The organism is Amycolatopsis sp. lyj-109 (assembly GCF_046548995.1).
GTDB lineage: Bacteria > Actinomycetota > Actinomycetes > Mycobacteriales > Pseudonocardiaceae > Amycolatopsis.
The window spans coordinates 13,954-32,497 of sequence record NZ_JAJPWR010000047.1 but is presented as its reverse complement, the minus strand read 5'-3'; the positions used below and the strand labels follow the sequence as shown (position 1 = coordinate 32,497).

Genomic DNA, 18,544 nt, shown 5'->3' with positions numbered 1-18,544 from the left:
ATCCAGCAGATGCCCTCTCACTTAAGGTCTGTTTGTTCCCTAGACAAGAACAATCATCCCAGGTCAGAGGGCATCTGCCCGTTTACGACATACCCCCGGCCAGCACATTCACCGGTGGATCCGGGTCGAGCGTCGCGAATACGTATTCCGGTGGATGTGACGTTTCACTCCGGCGGGATAGTGTCACGTTGTCGAGCGGGTGACGGCTCGGCTGCTTCCCCGGAACGAAACCCATTCGGCAGATCGTAAGGTGAAACGAATGACACAGATCGAGTCCTTCGCCAACTCCGGCGGCTCGCTCGAGCCGCTCGAGTGGCAGACCCCGGGTGCCCCGGTGGTCCTGTGCACGCCCGCCGCCTTCGCCGGCGCCTTCGTCGGCATCTGTGTGAACTATGCCGTCGACAAGGCGGTCGACTGGTACGTCGCGCACCACGGCGGTGGCGGGCACTTCGCGCCCGTCGGCGAGAGCCTGCAGGGGGCGGGTCAGGTGTCGAGCGACGCGCTGCTGGAACTGCTCGACGCGCGGTTCTGACGGGTTTCCGTCTCCCGAGTGAATTCGTCAAGTCAAGTCGAGTGTCAATCATCTAGGAATGTGGAGAACGCAATGAATTCGGTCGAATCCTTCGCCAACGCCGGTGCCTCCGTCCGTCCGCTGGAGATCGTGGCCGGCACCGCGCCGGTGTCCTGCTTCTGGGCTGCCTTCAACGGCGCCGGTGCCGCCTTCATCGCCAACTGGGCCGTCCAGAAGGGCGTCGACTACTACAAGGCGCACCAGGCCGGCGGCAAGCTGGACGGCGGCGAGATCCCGGAGTTCGCGGGTGACGTGTCGGAGCTGTCGGGCGACGCCCTGGTGGCGCTGCGCGCGCTCTGAGCGCTTCGAGTGTCAGGAGATGGGCCCGGTTCCGCACCGGGCCCATCTTCGTTCCCGGGGTCCGGGGTTCAGGGTGCGACCAGGTAGCCGAAGTTGCGGACCGTGCGGATCAGGTCGGCGCCCAGCTTCCGCCGCAGGTAGTACACGTACGTCTCGACGACGCCGAAGTCGCCGCGGAAGTCGTGGCCCCACACCGCGGACAGGATCTCCGCCTTGGACACGGCCTTGCCGGGGTTGGTCATCAGGTGGCACAGCAGGTCGAACTCCGTGGCCGAAAGCTGCACCGGCGCCCCGTCCTTCCACACCTCGCGCGAGGCGCGGTCGAGTTCCAGCCGGCCGACCTGCAGCCGCGCGGAGGCCTGCGCCGGGTGCGCGCCCCGGCGCAGCAGGACCTCCACCCGGGCGACGAGTTCCTTGATGTCGAACGGCTTGGCGACGTAGTCGTCGCCGCCCAGGGTGAGCCCGTGCACCTTGTCGTCGGTGGACTGGCGGGCGCTGAGGAACAGGACCGGCGCCGTGACGTCCGCGGCGCGCAGCCGACGGTAGACCTCGAACCCGTCGAAGTCGGGCAGCATCACGTCGAGCAGCACGACGTCCGGTGCGGCGGCGGCCGCCGCGCGGAGCGCCTCCCGGCCGGTGCCGGCCGTGACGACGTCGTAGCCGAGGAACTGGAAGGTCGTGAAGAGGATGGCGGCGATGCTCACTTCGTCGTCGGCCACCAGCAACCGGCCGCGCGGCGATTCGGGGGTCACCGGCTCATTGAACCATTCGCCCATCGGGTGACCTCCTTCGGCGATGCCCGCGGACTCGTCGGCGATTCGCGGGTTCAGCTCCGGGATGCGCCGTTTGCCGAACGTGAGATTTGTTCGGGTCCACTGAGGTGAATGGCGTTCACGAATTGCCGACGGGCCGGAGCGCGGACTTCTGCGCGCCCACCCGGCCGGCCTGCGCCGCCACGGCGTGTGCGGTCAGCGCCGCGCTGAGGACGTTGATCCCGCGGACGCTGCCCGGGTGCAACCCGGTCAGCTGCTCGATGCGCTGGATGCGGTAGTCGAGCGTGCTGCGGTGGATGATCAGCCGTTCCGCCGCCTGGCTGCGGTTGCCGTCGGTCGCCACCAGGACCTTGAGCGTCTCGAGCAGGGCGGGGTGCTGCTGCAGCGGATCGATGATGCGCACCAGGTTGTCGCTGACCGTCGGTTCACGCGCGACGGCGAATTCGACGAGCAGGTCCTCCAGCAGGTAGACGCCGGGCCGGTGGTCGGCGGCGAGCGCGAGGGAAAGCACCTTGCCCGCTTCCTGCCGGCCCCAGGCCACCTCACCGCGCGGGCGCCACGAAACCGACATCCACACCTGGCCGGGCAGGGCGGCGTGCGCCTGCCGGGCCAGCTGCGCCGCGCGGGCTTCGTCGCCGGCCGGCAGCAGCGCGAAGCCGCCCGCCGGGCCGAGCGCGGTCAGCGCGCCGTCCGGGGCGAAGCTTTCGAACGTGCCGATCATCGCGGCCGTGTCGAGCGGCTCGCCGCAGTGCACGGCGACCACCGCGTAGGCGGGGGCGAGGTCGTAGTCGTCGTCGGATTCGGTGCGGATGCCGCGGAGCAGCTCCTGGGCGCGCTGCGACCGGCCCTTGGCGAGGCTGCCGCGGTGCTTCCGCGTGGTGGTGTGGTGGGCGCCGGCGAGGAGTTCGGCGGCCAGCCTGCTGCCCACCGCCGACACCGCCCGCGGCGAGACGGCGGGGCGCCCGGCGCCGCCGGACATCACGAAGTGCAGCACCCGGGAGGTCAGCTCGCTGACCATCCCCACGATCGGGGTGACGTCGGTGGTGGCGTCCGCGATCTTCGCGACGTTCGCGCGGATCCGGGTGGCCGTTTCCTCGCTCCAGAGGTCGTCGCCGTCCGCGGCCGACACCATGAGGGGGATGGCGGCCCGCAGCAGCGTGTGCAGAGCCGCGTCGAGCGGCTCCGGTACGTCGCGCAGGACCGGCGCGACGTCGGCCCAGAGGCTCGTGGCGAGATCGGTCGTGGCGACGAGGCCCGGCTCGGGGCGCAGCGTTGTGGTCATGACATGACCCCCGGTTCTGACCTGTGTATTCGCGGATGGTTGGGCCGAATCTAGCGGGGGCCGATCGGTGGGGTAATCAGAGTGATCGGGAAAGGTTTCAGCGATTTGCGTACCCGCCCGGCTCACGCGGGAAATGGCTGTGCTTTCGGGCAGGAAGTGTGCCCGAATTCACGGCTGGTTCGCGCGGCCGGTCAATTGAACCATTCCGCGGCGGGGTGGTCCAGGAGAGCGGCATTCGGCGACCCGCCGGGCGTTGCCACCACGGCGCCGGTCATATCGGACATTTCGTCAGGGGGTACCGCGATCCGCGGACGGCCTTCCGGGGAACGCGGCGCGGCGGTGCCCGCCCTCGATTTCGTCGAAGAATGTTCCGGTGTCCGCGCAATGAACGGACGGTGTCGGACCGATAACGTGGTGAAGATTTCGGCCCGTGGCGAAAGGCAACAGTGATGACCAGCACGTCGATCCGCGCCGAGGCGGCCTTCGCGTCCGAAGGTGCGTCCTCGGCGCGGACGGCCTTCCCGTCGGTGGCCGCGCTCCCGGCCGAGCTGCGGGCGGAGGTCGCGGCCGCGATCGACGAGCAGCCCGCCGAGGCGCGGGCCGTCGTGCGGCGGCTGCTCGGCGCCACGGTCGCCGCGCTCACGTCGGGCGACCAGCGGGCGTGGACGTCGGCGCGCGAGGTCGAGGAGACTGCCCGCGTCGGCAGCGCGCTGGCCGCGGCGGGGGCGCTGCCGGACCCGCTGCTCGTCGTGATCGGCCGGCTCACGGGCTGGGCCGTCGAACGGACCGCCGGGGCACGGCCGGGGACTTCGGGCGTGCTGAAGGACGTCGTGCGCGTCGGACACGCCGTCACGCGTGGCCTGGCGGGCGGATTCCACCGGCACGCGCGGTCGCGGACGGCGTCGTCGCTCGCCGGTGAACAGCTCGCGTCGGCGCTGCTTTCCGGGCGGCAGGTGCCCGGTGCGGCCGCTTGTTACCAGGTGCTCGCCGTGCTGGGCGGTGCCGACCGGCTGCCCCCGCTGGGTGGGGTGGCGGTGATCCGGGGGAGCGTGGGCTACCTGCTCGTGCCGGAGGCCGGCCCGGGCCGCGGCCCGGAGCTGGCGGCGAGACTGCAGGAGGCGCTCCCGACGGCGGTCTGGGTGGCGCCGCACTGGGCACGGGCCACCGAGGTGCCCACGGCCGCGGCGGCCGCCGGGGATGTCGTGGCGCTGGCCGTGGCCGCCGACGCGCCCGCCGGCGTCCACCGGCTGGAGGACTTCGCGGTCGAGTACGCGGCGATGCGGCACGCCTCGGTCGAAACGGAGCTGCGGCGGCTGATCGAGCCGGTGTTCGCCGGGCCCGGGCTCGCCGAGACGCTGCGCGCGTTCCTGCGTGCCGACGGCAACCGCACGCGCGCGGCCGAGGCGTTGATCGTGCACCGCAGCACTCTCGACTACCGGCTGAAGCGGATCGCGCAGCTGACCGGGCACGACCCGGTGAAGCCGGCGGGCATGCAGGTGCTGGCGGTCGCGATGACGACGTCGCGGGCGGCGGCGGTCCGGGCGCGGTTCGCGGCCGTGGCGGGCACCCGGTGACCGGTCCGGCATGACCCGCCGGAACCCCCGTCCGTGGTCGCTGCGCCGTCGTCTGGTGTGCACCGGCGGGCTGGTGGCGTTCGTGACGGTCCTCGTGATGAACCTCCTCGCCGTCGGCGGGCTCGCGCTGTACCAGCAGATCCGCAACCGCCAGCTGATCGACGCGAACCGGATGTACCAGGTCGCCCGGGTCGCCTCCGGACCCGGCGGCGCACCGGGGACGTGCGCGGGTGCCACCGACGACGACGGCGTCGTGCTGGTCCTGCGGTCCGACGGCGCGGTGGCCGAACGGATCGGCGTCCACGCCGCCGGGTTCGAGGTGCCCGGCCCGGCGGCGTTGCGCACGGCCGCCGCCGACGGGGAGTTCCGGTTCTACGGCGCGTTCTACGGCGTCGTCGACCGGGTCGGCGGCGGCCGGTTCGTGATCACGGCCCGGTCGCTGGGTGCGCAGATCGCGATCGCGGCGCGGTTGGGTGGCGCGATGCTCGTGGTGGACGTCGCGGTGTGCGCGCTCGCGGTGGCCGCCGCCGCGTCCCTGTTCCGGCGGACGTTGCGGCCGTTGGAGCACTTCGCCGGCACCGCGGCCCGCGTCACGGCGGGCGAACCGGGCGGCCGGGTCGACCTGGCCGGCGTGCCCGCGGAGGTGCGCCAGCTCGGCACGGCGATGAACCGGATGCTCGGCCGGCTCGAAGGGTCCTTCGCGCGACTGTCCGAAACGGACGATCGGCTGCGGCGGTTCGTCTCCGACGCCGGCCACGAGCTCCGGACTCCGTTGACGGTGATCATCGGCTACGCCCAGCTGCTGCGCCTGGGCGTGCTGGCCGACCGCGACGCGCGCGAGCACGCGCTGATCGAGGTCGAGCGGGAAGCCCGGCGGCTGACCGCGCTGGCCGACCACCTGCTGCTGCTCGCGCGGATCGACGAAGGCCGTCCCGACAGCCCCGCGCCGATCGAGCTGGACGCGCTCTGCCGAGAAGTGGTCGAGGCGAGCCGGGTGGCCCACCCCGAGCACCCGGTGAGCTACCGCTGCGACGGTCGGGCGCCCGTGGTGTCGGGTGACGAGCCGTGGCTGCGGGAGGCGGTGGCGTGCCTGCTGGCCAACGTCGGCATGCACACGCCGGCCGGGACGCGCGCGGAGGTCGTGCTGCGCAGCGAGGGGACCGACGCCGTGCTCGACGTGGCCGACGACGGGCCGGGGATCGGCGAGGCGGACCGCCTGCGCGTCTTCGAGCGGTTCTTCCGCTGCGACGAGGCGCGCCGCCGGCCGCCGGAGGAGCGCGGCACCGGACTGGGGCTGAGCATCGTGCACTCCGTGGTCACCGCCTGCGGCGGGGAGGTCTCGGTCCGGCCGAGCGAGCGCGGCACGTGGATCCGCGTCCGGCTGCCCGCGGAACGCTGGGAGGGTTCCGCGGACCGCACATTGAAATGAAAATCATTGTCATCTAGGCTGGCCGCGTGATCACGGGAAGCGGGCACGCGGCGGGCGAACGGGCCGTCGCGAATGCCGATCTGGCCGGCCTCGCGGCCCTGGTGGACCGGCTCGACGCCGTGGCGTTGCTGGCGATCGTGTTCACGCTGGGGCGCCACGGCCTGACCGGTGCCCACGACCTGGACGAGGTCTACGCGGCCACGAAGGTGGCGCCACGGCACCGGCGGATCGTCCGGCGCTGGCTGCGGGCGCTGGTCGCGCAGGACCTCGCGACGGTCGAGGACGGCCGGTACCGGCTGCCGCGCCCGGTCGCCGCCGCCGAGGTGGAGCAGGCCCGCGCCGAGCTGGACGCCGCCGCGCGCGGGCTCGAGCACGGCGCCGGCCTCGCCCGGTTCTTCCAGCTCAGCGTGTCCTACCTGCCGGAGCTGCTGCGCGACGAGGTCTCCCTGCAGGCCCTGTTGTTCGCCGACGCCGACCTCGACGTCGCCGACGACGTCTACCAGCGCAACGTGGCCAGCCGGTACGCCAACGCGGCGGCCGCCGAAGTCGTCGCGTCGCTCGCGCGGCCGGGGCTGCGCGTGCTGGAGATCGGCGCGGGCGTCGGCGGCACGAGCGCGGTGGTGCTGCCCGCGCTCGCCGCCTGCCGGCCGGACTACCTCTTCACCGACGTCTCGCGGTTCTTCCTCTCCTCGGCGAAGGACCGCTTCGCCGCCTACGACTGGGTCCGCTACGGCCTCTTCGACGTCAACGGCGACTTCGCCGCCCAAGGCCACGTTCCGGAGTCCTTCGACGTGGTGCTCGCGGCGAACGTGCTGCACAACGCCCGGCACGCGACCGAAGCACTGGCGGGGCTGCGGAAGCTGATCGCGCCCGGCGGCGCGCTGGTCTTCGTCGACACCACCGTCGAGCACCACCAGCTGATGACCTCGATGCAGTTCCTCATGTCGCCTCCGGCCACCGACCCGGACGCGGACTTCACCGACTTCCGCCGGGGCACCGACCGGATCTTCCCGACCCGCGAGGAGTGGCTGGACTCCCTGCGCGCGGCGGGCTTCCGCGCCGATTGCCTCCCGCCGCCCGGGCACCCGCTCGGCCGGATCGGCCAGTACCTGTTCGTCGGCCGTGTCTGACGTTTCCCCTTCGTTGCCAAGGAATGGTTGATGAGTGATCCCCTCGCCGTCGTCGGATTCGCCTGCCGGTACCCCGGTGCCCCCGACGCGGACGGCTTCTGGCGCCTGCTCGCCGAAGGCCGCGAAGCGCTGACCCGGTTCGGCGACGCGGAACTCGCGGCGCGCGGGGTGCCGGAGCCGGTGCGGCGCAACCCGGCCTACGTCCCGGTCGGCGGCCTGATCGACGACCAGGACCGGTTCGACCCGGCGCCGTTCGGGCTGTCCGGCGCCGAAGCCGAGCTGCTCGACCCGCAGCAGCGGGTGTTCCTCGAAACCGCCTGGCACGCGCTGGAACACGCCGGGCACGCCGGCGGCCGCGACGCGGGGGTCGTCGGCACCTTCGCCGGGGCCGCGCTCTCGGCCTATCTGGCGACGAACCTCGCGCACCGGTTCGACCCGCTCGGCGGCGCCGACCCGGCAGGCAGCCTGCAGCTGCACACCGGCAACGTCGCCGACTACCTGCCGCTGCGCACCGCGCACCGGTTCGGGTTCACCGGCCCGGCGATCGCGGTCGGCGCCACGTGCGCGACCTCCCTGGTCGCGGTGCACGTCGCCGCGCAGTCGCTGCTGGCGGGGGAGTGCGACACCGCACTGGCCGGCGGGGTGTCGCTGCGGGTGCCGCAGGGCCGCGGCTACCTGCACGTGCCGGACGGCCCGTTCTCGGCCGACGGCGTCACGCGGCCGTACTCCGCCGACGCCCGGGGGACGGTGTTCACCCAGGGTGCGGGGGTCGTGGTGCTGCGGCGGCTCGCGGACGCCGTGGCCTCGGGCGACCACGTGCACGCCGTTCTGCTCGGCTCCGCGGTGGCCAACGACGGCGCCCGCCGGGCCGGGTTCACCGCGCCCTCGGCCGAGGGACAGGCACGCACGATCGCCGAAGCGCTCGCGGTGGCGGGCGTCGACCCCGCCGAGGTGTCCTATGTGGAGGGACACGGCACGGGCACCGTGCTCGGCGACCCGATCGAGGTGCAGGCGCTGCGGCGGGTCTTCGGGCCGGCCGAGGTGCCGTGGTGCGGGCTCGGCTCGGTGAAGGGCAGCATCGGGCACGCCGACTCCGCCGCCGGCATCGCCGGTTTCCTCAAGACCGTCCTGGCCCTGGCCCACCGCACACTCCCGGCGTCGCTGCACGCCACGCCGGTCAACCCGGCGCTGGAGCTCGACGGCTCGCCGTTCCGGATCGTCACCGAGACCGAGCCGTGGACCGCCGACGGCCCGCGCCGGGCCGGGGTCAGCTCGTTCGGTATCGGCGGGACGAACTGCCACGTCGTGCTGGAACAGGCGCCGGCGCCGGTCCCGGCCGTCCCGGACTCGCGCGCGCAGCTGATCGTCGTCTCGGCGGCGACCGCCGACGCCTGCCGGGCGACCGCGCGGGCGCTGGCCGAGGGGCTGACCGGCGACACCGCCGACGTTGCCCACACGCTTGCGCTGGGACGCAAGGAGTTCCCGGCCCGGGCCGCCGTCGCGGTCACGCCGGGGGAGGACGTCGCGGCGGCGCTGCGGGCCGCGCCGGTGACGTCGCCGCGCTCGCGGGCGCCCCGGATCGTGTTCGGTTTTCCCGGCGGCGGCGCGCAGTACGCGGGCATGGCCGCCGGTCTTCACCGCGACGAACCGGTGTTCGCCGAGGCCGTCGACGAGCTGGCCGCGTTCTTCCCCGCCGAGGTCCGGGCCGTGCTGCTCGACCCGGCGCACGGTGCGGCCCGCGACCCCGGCGTCGGGCTGCCCGCGCTGTTCACCGCATCCGTCGCGATGGCGCGGCTGCTGGAAAGCTGGGGCGTGCGGCCGGACGCGGTGCTGGGCCACAGCGTCGGCGAGTACGCCGCGGCGGTCGTCGCGGGCGTGCTGTCCGCATCGGACGCCGCCCGCCTGGTCGCCGAACGTTCGCGCCTGATGACCGGACTCGACGGCGGCGGCATGCTGGCCGTCCCGCTGGGCGAGGCCGCGGTGCTCCGCCTGCTCGCCCGGCATCCCGGCCTGGACCTCGCCGCGGTCAACGCCGAGGACGCCTGCGCGGTCTCCGGCGCTCGCGCCGACGTCGAGCGGCTGCGGGCCGAGCTCGCCGCCGGCGGTGTGCGGGCGCGGTGGGTCGGCGTCGACGTCGCCGCCCACTCCCGGCTCGTCGAGCCCGCCATGCCCGCGTTGCGCGCGGTGGCGGCCCGGCTCTCCCCGCGGCCGGCGGAAATCCCGCTGATCTCGACATTGCCCGGCAGCGACCCGGCGGACCCGGAGCACTGGGTCCGCCACCTGCGCGGGACGGTCCGGTTCGCTTCGGCGCTCGGCACCGCTTGTGGTGCGGACGCCGTACTCGTCCAGGCCGGGCCGGGCGGGATGCTCGCGTCGCTGGCCGCGCGCCGCGGGCCGTCGGTCACGACGTTCCCGCGCCCGGACGAAGGCGGCGACGGCCGGGCCGCGGCGCTGGACGCCCTCGGCCGCCTGTGGACCCTCGGCGCCGACGTCTCCCTGGCCGCTCCGCACCGGCCGGGCCGCCGCCGGGTGCCGCTGCCCGGCTACGCGTTCCAGCGCGAGCGGTACTGGGTCGACCCGGCGCCGCGCGTGACCGACGACGCGAGCCCGGGGGAGCCGCTGCAGCTGCCGGTCTGGCGGCAGCTCCCGCCGCTGCCCGCGGCGGCGCCGAGCGTGCGGGTCGTCGGGGACGGCCCGTGGGCGGACGCGGTGCGTGCCGCATCGGGTGACGGCGAGCCGGTCGCCGTGGTCGTGGCCCCGCCGGGCGGGTCCGGCGACGGGATGCGGCGGCTGGCCGGCGTCGTCCTCGCCTACCGGGACCTCGGCGACCTGCCGGTGCTGCAGCTGACCGTGCACGGTGAGGCGGTCATCGGGACCGAGGACGTCGACCCGGTCGCGGCCGGGGTGCGCGGCCTGCCGCGGGTGCTCGGCCAGGAGACCGGCGTCCGCTGGCGCGCCGTGGACGTCACCGATGTGCCCGACGCGCGTGCGGTGCTCGCCGAGGTCGCCGACCTCCTGGCCGGGGAAAGCGCGCAGGAGCTGGCATTGCGCGGCGGGAAGCGGTGGCTGCGGCAGTGGGAGTCCTGGCGGCCCGCGCGGTCCGTTCTCCCGGCCGCCCCGGTCGTCGTGGTGACGGGCGGGCTCGGCAACGTCGGCCGGGCGCTGGCCCGGCGGCTCCTCGACGACGGCCCGGCGCACGTCGTGCTGGCGTCGCGGAACCCGCGTCCGGTGCCCGGGGTGCGGGTCGAGGCCGTCGACGTCACCGATGCCGCCGCGGTGGCCGCGCTCCTGGACAAGGTGGTCGAGGAGCACGGCCGGATCGACCTGCTGGTGCACGCGCCGGTCGTCGTCGAGCTGGCGACGTTGTCCGAAGTGGACGAAGAGACGGTGCTGCGGTCGCTGGCGCCGAAGGTCGCGGGCGTGCTGGCGCTGCGGTCGGCGGTGGAGGGACGGCCGGTGCGGACGGTGCTGCTGATGTCCTCGGCGGCGGGCACGATCGGCGGCTTCGGCCTCGGCGCGTACGTGGCGGCGAGCCGGTTCGTGGACGGGTTCGCCCACGCGATGCGCGGTTCGGCGGCGACGTGGCTCGCGGTGGACTGGGACCGCTGGCGGTTCGGCACCGAGGCCGAGCGCGAATCGGCGGCGGAGCTGACGATGCGGCACGCGCTGGACAGCGCGGACGCTCTTGACGCACTCCTGCGGCTGGCGGCGGCGGAGGAGCCGCCGGCGCAGGTCGCGGTGTCGCCGGCGGAGCTCAACAGCCGGTCGCGGGCCCTGGCGACCCGCACGATCCGGGCGTCGACCGGCGGTCCGGCCGTGACGAACGCGGCCGAGCGCCTGGTGGCGGAGGTGTGGAGCGAGGCGCTCGGGCAGCAGGTGACCGGCCGCGACGACGACTTCTTCGCGCTCGGCGGTCATTCCCTGCTGGCGACGAGGGTGCTCGCCCGGCTGCGCGACGACCACGGGATCACGCTCAGGCTGCGGGACCTGCTGGCCCGGCCGACGGTCGCGGGGCTGGCGGAGCTGCTCGCGGCGGCCGACGGGACTTTCGCACAGCCGTCCGGCGAGGTCGTGCGCGCCACCGGTGGGCCGTTTCCGCTCACCCGCGTCCAGCACGCCTACTGGGTCGGCCGCTCGGCCGGGTACGGGCTCGGCGAGGTCGCCTGCCACTTCTACCTCGAACACCAGGCACCCGGTCTCGACGTCGAGCGCTACGAACGTGCGTGGAACCGCGTGATCGCGCGCCACGAGATGCTGCGGTCGGTCGTCACCGCCGACGGCGAGAACCTGGTGCTGCCGGAGGTGCCGGGCTACCGCGTGCCGGTCCACGACGTCACCGAGGCGGGCCTGGCCGAACTGCGCGAACGGCTTTCGCGGCGGGTGGCCGACCCCGGCCGCTGGCCGCTGATCGAAGCGCACGTCGCGCGGCTGCCCGACGGGGAGCAGCGCGTGCTGCTGTCGGTCGACGTCCTGGTGTGCGACTCGGCGAGCTACCTGATCGCCGACCGCGAACTGCGGGCGCTGTACGACGATCCGGACGCCGAGCTGCCCGCGCCGGCGACGACGTTCGCGGACTGCGTGGCCGCGCTGGAGCGGCGGCGGGGGAGTGCCGAGCACCGGCGGGCCGCGGAGTACTGGCTGGCCCGCGACCTGCCGGCGGCGCCGCCGCTGCCGGTGCGTGCGCCGGGTGAGCGGCCGCGATTCGGCCGCCGCCGGGCGGTCCTCCCGGCGCAGCGGTGGGCCGGGATCCGCGAGCGCGCGGCGGCCGCGGGGGTCACGCCGACCGCCGTCCTGCTGGCCGCCTACGCCGACGTGCTCGCCGGGTGGTCCGGCAGCGACCACTTCTGCCTGACGCTCACGGTGTTCGACCGCCCGGCGCTGCACGAGGACGTCGACGGGATCGTGGGGGAGTTCTCGTCGCTGCTGCTGTTCGAAGCCGACCGCCGCGGACTGACCGGGTTCGCCGCCCGGGCCGCCGCGGCCCAGGCCCGGTTGTTCGACGACCTCGACCACAGCGCGTTTTCGGGATTGGAGGTGCTGGCCGAGCAGGCCCGCCGCACCGGGCGGCAGCGGAACGTCCCGGTGGTGTTCACCGGAATGCTCGGCCTGGACACCCTCGGCGGCACGCCGCACGACACGGAGTGGCTCGGGCCGGTGGTGCACGGGGTCAGCCAGACACCGCAGGTGTGGCTCGACCACCAGGCATACGAACGGAACGGCGAGCTGATCCTGCAGTGGGACGTCGCGGAGACGTCCCTGGACCCGGCGGAGGCGGACGACGCGTTCGCGGCTTACGTGGCCTGGCTGGACAAGCTGGCCGAGACGGACTGGGCCGCCCCAAGCGCCCCAATGTGGCCTTCGGTGCGTGAGACGCACCCAAGGCGGCCTTCGGTGCGTCTGACGCACCCAAGGCCGCCTTGGGGCGCTCGGTGCGGTGAGGTCGGGGACGAGCCGTTCGACCTCCCCGCAGGCAAGGGCGACCCGGTGCTTCGAGCCCTCGCGGCGATCTGGGGCGAGCTGCTCGACCTCGACCCGGCCGCCATCTCGCCGGACACCTCCTTCCTCGCCGCCGGTGGCGATTCCCTGCTCGCCGTCCGGATGGCGTCGTTCATCCGGCAGCGCCTCACCGTCGTGCTCGCACCCGCCGAGATCCGGGCCGAAGCGACCCTCTCCGAACTCGCCGCCGTCGTCCGGGTCCGCTCGGCCGACGGCCCGGCGCCCCGCGCGCTCGCGACCCGCGTCCGGCGGCGGCTCGACGCGGCCGAACCGTTCGGGCTGCTCCCTCTCCAGCAGGCCTACTTCGTCGGCCAGCACGGCGGCTGGGAGCTGTCCTACGACTCCGCGCACGTCTGCACCGACGTCGCCCTGTCCGAAGTGGACGCCGACCGCGCCCCCGCGGCGCTCGCCGATGCCCTGCGGCGCGTCACCGCGCACCAGCCGATGCTGCGGGCCCGCGTCCTGCCCGACGGCACCCAGCGGCTGCACCCGGACGCCGAAATCCACCTCGACGTCGTCGACCTGCGCGACGGCCCGGCCGGCGACCTCCTCGCCATCCGCGACCGGCTGGGCACCGACGGCCCGGACCCGGTGACCGGCCCCGGCCTGGCGATGTGCCTCGTCCTGCTGCCCGGCGGCCGCGGACGGCTGTTCACCTCCTTCAGCCTGCTCGTCATGGACGGCTGGTCGGCCGCGGTCTTCGAACGCGAGCTGCTGGCCTACGTCGCCGACCCCAACACCGTCCTGCCGCCGCTGCTCGTCGACTTCGGCGACTACGCGACGGCGCTCGCCGAGATCCGCGCGGGCGACGAATGGGCTGCCGACCGCGACTGGTGGTGGGCGCGCCTCGACACCCTGCCCGCCGCCCCGGACGTGCCGCTGCGCGCCGAACCGCACGCCGTCTCGGCGAACCTGATGGCCGCCCGCGAGTCGCGGCTGCCCGAGTGGGAAGCCCTGCGCGCCGAGTGCGCGCGGCGCGAGCTGACCCCGACGGCCGTGCTGCTCGCCGCCTACGCGGTGGCGCTGGCGAACGCCGCCGGTCAGAGCCGGTTCCTGCTCACCAGCCTGCAGGCCAACCGCCTGCCGCTGCACCCCGACGTCGACCGCATGATCGGCGCGTTCTCCTCGACCGCGTTGCTCGGCATCGACCTCGGCGACGGCGGCGCGTTCACCGACCTGGCCCGCGGCGTGCACCGGGAACTCACGCAGTCGCTGGCGCACGGCCTGGTCAGCGGCGTGGAGGTCGCCCGGGAGCTCGCCCGGCGGCGCGGCAGCACGCGGCCGGTGGCGCCGTTCGTCTTCCAGAGCACGCTCGGGATGGACGCCGTCGTCGGCGGGGAACGCCCGGAGACCGCCGGGCCGCTCGGCCGGATCGACGTCTCCGACTATGCCCAGCACATCCGGACCCCGCAGGTCCACTTCGAGCTGCGGGTGTTCGAGTTGGCCGGCGAGCTGGTGCTCAACGTCGCGGTCGTGGAGGACCTGTTCGGGGCCGCCCTGGTGGACCGCGTGTTCGTCGACGTCGTGACCCGGGTGCGCGAACTCGCCGCCGGCCGGGGCTGGGACGAGCACGTCAGCCTGTCCGGCGCCGCCGCCGTCGCCACCGTCGAAGCCCGCGGCGGCCTCGAAGCGGGCGCGCCGGCGGGGGAGACCGAGGAGGCGATCGCCCGGCTCTGGACCGACCTCCTCGGACTGTCCATTTCGGATCGGTCGGACGACTTCTTCGCGCTGGGCGGGGATTCCCTGCTGGCGGTCCGGATGCTCGGCCGGCTACCCGGGCCGCCGGTGCCGCCGCGGGTGTTCCTCGCCGACCCCACCGTCGCCGGGCTGGCCCGCGCGCTGCGGGCCGACGACGCCGTCGCGGTCCCGCTCAAGCAGGGCACCGGCACGCCGCTGTTCCTGCTGCACCCCTCCGGCGGCGACGTCCTCTGCTACACCGGCCTCGCCCGGCGGCTCGACGTGCCGAACCCGGTCGTGGCGCTCACCGACCCGGGCCTGGTCGACGGCGCGGGCCCGGAGGGCATCCCCGAGATGGTCCGGCGGTACCAGCGCGTCGTCCGGAACCACCAGCCGCACGGCCCCTACCTGCTCGGCGGGTGGTCGATGGGCGGGACGGTCGGCCACGAGCTCGCCCGCGCCCTGCGCGCGGACGGCGAAGAAGTCGCACTGCTGCTGATGATCGACGCCAACAGCCCGGAACGGATCGTCGCGCTGGAAGGCCTCGACGCGGACGAAGGCGAGGAGGAGACACGGCTGCGTTACCTGCGTTCGGTCGAGTCGTTCCTCGGCTTCGACTACGGTGACGGGCTCGGCGCGGAGGCGCTGCGGCGACGGCTGGAAGCCGACGGGCTGACCGTCGTCGAACGGCGGTTCGAGGTGTTCGCCCGGCACCTGCGCGGCCTCGCCGAGCACCACGCCGGCCCGCTCGACGAGACCGTGCCCGTCCTGCTCCTGCGCGCGGGCGTGGTGGCCCCGCGCAACAGCCGGATCGGTATGGGCGTCGACGACTCCTTCGACGAGCCGGAACTCGGCTGGCGGCCGTACGTCGCGGGCGAGCTGACGGTCGAGGAAATCGACGCCCACCACTACACGATCCTGCACGACCCCGCCGTGGCGACCGTCGCGTCGCGGATCTCCGCCGCGCTCGAGAAGACAGGACTCTGACTTGCTGCCCAACTGGCTCTACACCCAGCAGCTCCTCCCGGCCGGGGTCGTCGCCGACGCGGCGAACCCGGACGTTCCCCGGGCGGAGGTTCTCGACCAGCTTCTCCGCAGCCCGCTCAACGGTGCACCGCGGCGGGGTGGCGCCTGGGAGCAGACCGGCCGCGCGCTGGCCGCGCTCGGCACCGTGTGCCCGGAGACGGCGGTGGCGTTCGCCGGGCACCTGGCCGAGCAGTACCGCCGGGCCCGGCTTTCCCTGCCGCTTCCGGAGGGTCTGCTGGCCGGACCGTCCGATGTGGACGTCGACCCGGCCGGGGCGGGCCGCCGCCCGGCCACGCAGCCCTACCTCGTGCAGGCCGCGCTGCTCGCCTCGGCGGCCGTCGGGATCGCGACCACGGCCGTGCGCGCGGAGCCGGACGGTGCAGCGGCCACCGCGGTGCTCACCGCGCAGGCAGGCATCCTGCGGGTGCTGAGCATGCTCGACGCGCTCGGAATGTCCGGAAAGGACACCGGCGGCACGGTCTCGGCGAGTTTCCACACGGTGGTGCGGGGTTCCGCGCGGCTGCTCGAGTCGAGCTGCGAAGACGTCCGCGTCGCGACGGACCACCCGGTGCTGCGCGACGAGCCGTGGCAGGCGTGGGTGACGTCGTCGCTGACCGGCGACTGGTCCGGGTTCGGGGGTGTCGCGTGAGCCGCGAGTTTTCGCGCCGGGCCGCGCTGGCGCTGACCGGCGCGTTCGCGCTGGCTGCGTGCGGGAAGCCCGCCGGGGGACCGCAGGGCGGTGGCACGCTGCGGTACGGCACGGTCGCCGCGGGCGGCGCCACCGCGGTCACCGACCCGCACGGCACGCTGTTCAACGAGTCCGACTGGGTCCGGATGGCCGCGCTGTACGACGTGCTGTGTGTGCCGGGCGAGAACGGGGCGGTGCTGCCGCGGCTGGCGACGGCGTGGAGTTCGTCGCCGGACGCCACCCGCTGGCACTTCGAGCTGCGCACCGACGCGGCGTTCACCGACGGCCGCCCGGTCCGCGCCCGCGACGTGCTGTACTCGCTGCGCCGCATCGCGAGCAAGGCGGCGGCGAACGGCGCCCGGCTCGGCACCGTCGACATCGGACGGTCCACTGCGGACGGCAACGTGCTCGAACTCGTGACGGGCCAACCGGACGCCGAGCTGCCGCGGACGCTGGCCGGCGTGACGTTCGTCGTCCCCGAATGCACCGAAACCTTCGACGTCCCGGTCGGATCGGGGCCGTTCAAGTTCGCGCGGGCGGACGCACAGGGCGTCGCCCTGGTGCGCAACGACGGCTGGTGGGGTCCGCGGCCCGCGCTCGACGGTCTGGAGATCCGTGGCTTCGCCGACCCGCAGGCGCTGTCGGTGGCGGTGGTGTCGGCGGTGATCGACGTCGCCGCGAACGTCAACCCGGCGACCGCCAAGGCGGCGGAGCGCACCGGGCGCCTGGCCGTCACGTCCCGGCCGGACGCGCTCACCTACCCGCTGCTGATGCGCCTGGACAAGGCGCCGTTCGACCGGCCGGAGGTGCGGCAGGCGGTGAAGCTCGCGATCGACCGGCCGGCCCTGGTCGACACGGTCCTGCTCGGCTACGGCGCGGTGGGCAACGACGCGCCGGGCCCGGCCGACCCGTCCTTCCCTCGCGACCTCGCCGCTCCGACCCGCGACGTCGTGAAGGCGCGTGCGCTCGCGGGAGGGGTGTCGCTGGTGCTGCACACCACTACGGCGTACCCGGGGATGGTGTCCACGGCCACCGCGGTTGCGGGCCAGCTGGGGGAAGCGGGGATCGCGGTCGAAGTGCGCCAGCACCCGCCGGAGACGTACTGGACGCAGGTGTACACGGTGGAGCCGTTCTGCGTCGGGTACACGACCGACCTGCCGTTCCCGGTCTGGGTCCGCCAGACGGCGCTCAGCACGGCCGGCTACAACGAGACCGGCTGGAAGGACCCCGCGACCGACCGCGACTTCGCGACGGCGATGGCGACGACCGACCCGGCCCGCCGGACCGGCGTGTTGCGCGGGATCCAGCAGCGCATGGCCGCCGAGGGCGGCTGGGTGGTGTGGGGCAGCGGCGCGGCGCTGACGGTGGCGGCGCAGCCGGTGCGGAACCTGCCGTCGGGAACGGGGTTCGCGCGGATCTTCCTGGACGGCGTGTGGTTGCAGCGGTGACCCGGGCCGCGGCCACGCTGGCCGCGGTGGTGACGGGCGTCTTCCTGCTCACGGCGTCGCTGCCCCAAGACGCGGCCCAGGTCCTCGCGGGCCGGCAGGCGGACCCGGCCCGGCTGGCGCAGCTGCGCGCGGAGCTCGGCCTGGACCGGCCGCTGTGGGAGCGGTTCGGATCGTGGCTGGCAGGGCTTCTTCACGGAGACCTGGGACGGTCCCTTGTGGATGGACGCCCGGTCGGGCCGCTGGTCCTCGACCGGCTGGGGGCGAGCGCGCTGATCGTGCTCCCGGCGTGGGTGCTGGCGGTGCTGCTCGGAGTGCTGGTGGCGCTGGTGTCGGCCCGTCGCGCGGCGGCATCGGCCGCGGTCGCGGCATTCGCGGCGGTGCCGGAGGTGGTGCTGGTGAGCGGGCTGGTGCTGGTGTTCGCGACGGGGCTCGGCCGGTTGCCGGCGGTGTCGCTGCTGCCGGTGGGCGGCTCGGCGTGGGACGCGCCCGAGGTGCTGGTGCTGCCGATCCTGGCGCTCGCGCTGCCGTCGGCGGCGTGGCTGGCGCGGTCGGTGCGGGGGCCGGTGGCGGACATCGTCGGCCGGCCGTTCGTGCTGGACGCGCACTTGCGTGGCGTGCCGCCGGCGCGCGTGGTGGTCGCGCACGTGCTGCCGCATGTGGCAGGGCCGGTGGCGCAGGCGGCGGCGATCCTGGCGGGCGCGTTACTGGCGGGGACCACGGTGGTGGAGTCGCTGCTGGCGTATCCGGGGGTGGGCCAGTTGCTGGCCACGGCGGTGGCGACCCGTGACGTGCCGGTGGTGCAGGCAGTGGCCCTGGTGGACGCGGTGGTGGCGCTCGCAGCGGTGCTGACGGCGGACCGCGTTTCGAAGGCGGGGGCACGGTGAAACCCCGGGCGGCCGCCCCGGCCGGCGTGCCTCCAACAGCCCCGCCGCAGGTCACCGGCCGCGCCTTCACCGGTCTGGGGTGCACAGTCCCTGCAGCCACCCCCACCTGTAACGGGCACTTTCACGTGAAAGTGCCCGCCGCTGTGGTTTGGGGAGCGGAGCTTTCACGTGAAAGTGGCGGCGGTTGTTGTCGTGTGGGGTGGGCACTTTCACGTGAAAGTGCCCGCTGTTGTTGTCGTGGGGGGCGGAGCTTTCACGTGAAAGCG

The 18,544-nt window shown here is 74.3% G+C and carries 11 protein-coding genes; 9 read left to right on the top strand and 2 right to left on the bottom strand.

Translation table 11 applies throughout. The features are described 5' to 3' along the window. Window positions 1–259 precede the first annotated feature (259 nt). Both ACLJQF_RS47630 and ACLJQF_RS47625 read left to right on the top strand, forming a co-directional pair. Window positions 260–532, top strand: coding sequence for a hypothetical protein (locus tag ACLJQF_RS47630; RefSeq protein ID WP_410617210.1), 273 nt, complete (start codon window positions 260–262; stop codon window positions 530–532). 72 nt (window positions 533–604) lie between these two features. Continuing rightward, entirely contained in the window at window positions 605–871 is a 267-nt protein-coding gene (locus ACLJQF_RS47625; protein WP_410617209.1) for a hypothetical protein, read from the top strand. Between the two features lie 68 nt (window positions 872–939). On the opposite strand, the gene ACLJQF_RS47620 is transcribed toward ACLJQF_RS47625, so the two are convergent. Further along, window positions 940–1,647, bottom strand: a complete 708-nt coding sequence (locus ACLJQF_RS47620) for a response regulator transcription factor (RefSeq protein WP_410617208.1) — start codon at window positions 1,645–1,647, stop codon at window positions 940–942. Window positions 1,648–1,762: 115 nt separating this feature from the next. After that, the gene (locus tag ACLJQF_RS47615; RefSeq protein WP_410617207.1) at window positions 1,763–2,926 is read right to left on the bottom strand and encodes a PucR family transcriptional regulator; all 1,164 of its coding nucleotides are present in this window, start codon (window positions 2,924–2,926) and stop codon (window positions 1,763–1,765) included. Window positions 2,927–3,375: 449 nt separating this feature from the next. Here ACLJQF_RS47615 and ACLJQF_RS47610 point away from each other — a divergent pair, with 449 nt between their 5' ends. From ACLJQF_RS47610 to ACLJQF_RS47580, 7 genes are read left to right on the top strand one after another with little or no spacing between them, the layout of a single operon-like run. Then, window positions 3,376–4,500 carry a PucR family transcriptional regulator gene (locus ACLJQF_RS47610; RefSeq protein WP_410617206.1) on the top strand — a complete coding sequence of 375 codons (1,125 nt, stop codon included), beginning with the start codon at window positions 3,376–3,378 and terminating at the stop codon, window positions 4,498–4,500. A gap of 10 nt (window positions 4,501–4,510) precedes the next feature. Then, window positions 4,511–5,929 (top strand): sensor histidine kinase, encoded by a 1,419-nt coding sequence (locus ACLJQF_RS47605; RefSeq protein ID WP_410617205.1) that lies wholly within the window; start codon window positions 4,511–4,513, stop codon window positions 5,927–5,929. Between the two features lie 26 nt (window positions 5,930–5,955). Beyond that, window positions 5,956–7,059, top strand: coding sequence for a class I SAM-dependent methyltransferase (locus ACLJQF_RS47600; protein WP_410617203.1), 1,104 nt, complete (start codon window positions 5,956–5,958; stop codon window positions 7,057–7,059). A gap of 30 nt (window positions 7,060–7,089) precedes the next feature. After that, window positions 7,090–15,219, top strand: a complete 8,130-nt coding sequence (locus ACLJQF_RS47595; RefSeq protein ID WP_410617202.1) for an SDR family NAD(P)-dependent oxidoreductase — start codon at window positions 7,090–7,092, stop codon at window positions 15,217–15,219. A 1-nt stretch (window position 15,220) separates the two neighbouring features. Continuing rightward, window positions 15,221–15,907: a hypothetical protein gene (locus ACLJQF_RS47590; protein WP_410617201.1), complete on the top strand. Its 687-nt coding sequence runs from the start codon at window positions 15,221–15,223 to the stop codon at window positions 15,905–15,907. Continuing rightward, the gene (locus ACLJQF_RS47585; RefSeq protein WP_410617199.1) at window positions 15,904–17,394 is read left to right on the top strand and encodes an ABC transporter substrate-binding protein; all 1,491 of its coding nucleotides are present in this window, start codon (window positions 15,904–15,906) and stop codon (window positions 17,392–17,394) included. Before ACLJQF_RS47590 ends, ACLJQF_RS47585 begins: the two co-directional genes overlap by 4 nt. Then, window positions 17,391–18,278: an ABC transporter permease gene (locus ACLJQF_RS47580; RefSeq protein ID WP_410617198.1), complete on the top strand. Its 888-nt coding sequence runs from the start codon at window positions 17,391–17,393 to the stop codon at window positions 18,276–18,278. Before ACLJQF_RS47585 ends, ACLJQF_RS47580 begins: the two co-directional genes overlap by 4 nt. The last annotated feature ends 266 nt before the right edge of the window (window positions 18,279–18,544 follow it).

Bases quoted from the DNA above. Each gene is read 5' to 3' on its own strand.
- ACLJQF_RS47630 (WP_410617210.1), top strand. From the start codon at position 260: ATGACACAGATCGAGTCCTTCGCCAACTCCGGCGGCTCGCTCGAGCCG.
- ACLJQF_RS47595 (WP_410617202.1), top strand. From the start codon at position 7,090: ATGAGTGATCCCCTCGCCGTCGTCGGATTCGCCTGCCGGTACCCCGGT.
- ACLJQF_RS47620 (WP_410617208.1), bottom strand. From the start codon at position 1,647: ATGGGCGAATGGTTCAATGAGCCGGTGACCCCCGAATCGCCGCGCGGC.
- ACLJQF_RS47615 (WP_410617207.1), bottom strand. From the start codon at position 2,926: ATGACCACAACGCTGCGCCCCGAGCCGGGCCTCGTCGCCACGACCGAT.
- ACLJQF_RS47610 (WP_410617206.1), top strand. From the start codon at position 3,376: ATGACCAGCACGTCGATCCGCGCCGAGGCGGCCTTCGCGTCCGAAGGT.
- ACLJQF_RS47625 (WP_410617209.1), top strand. From the start codon at position 605: ATGAATTCGGTCGAATCCTTCGCCAACGCCGGTGCCTCCGTCCGTCCG.
- ACLJQF_RS47605 (WP_410617205.1), top strand. From the start codon at position 4,511: ATGACCCGCCGGAACCCCCGTCCGTGGTCGCTGCGCCGTCGTCTGGTG.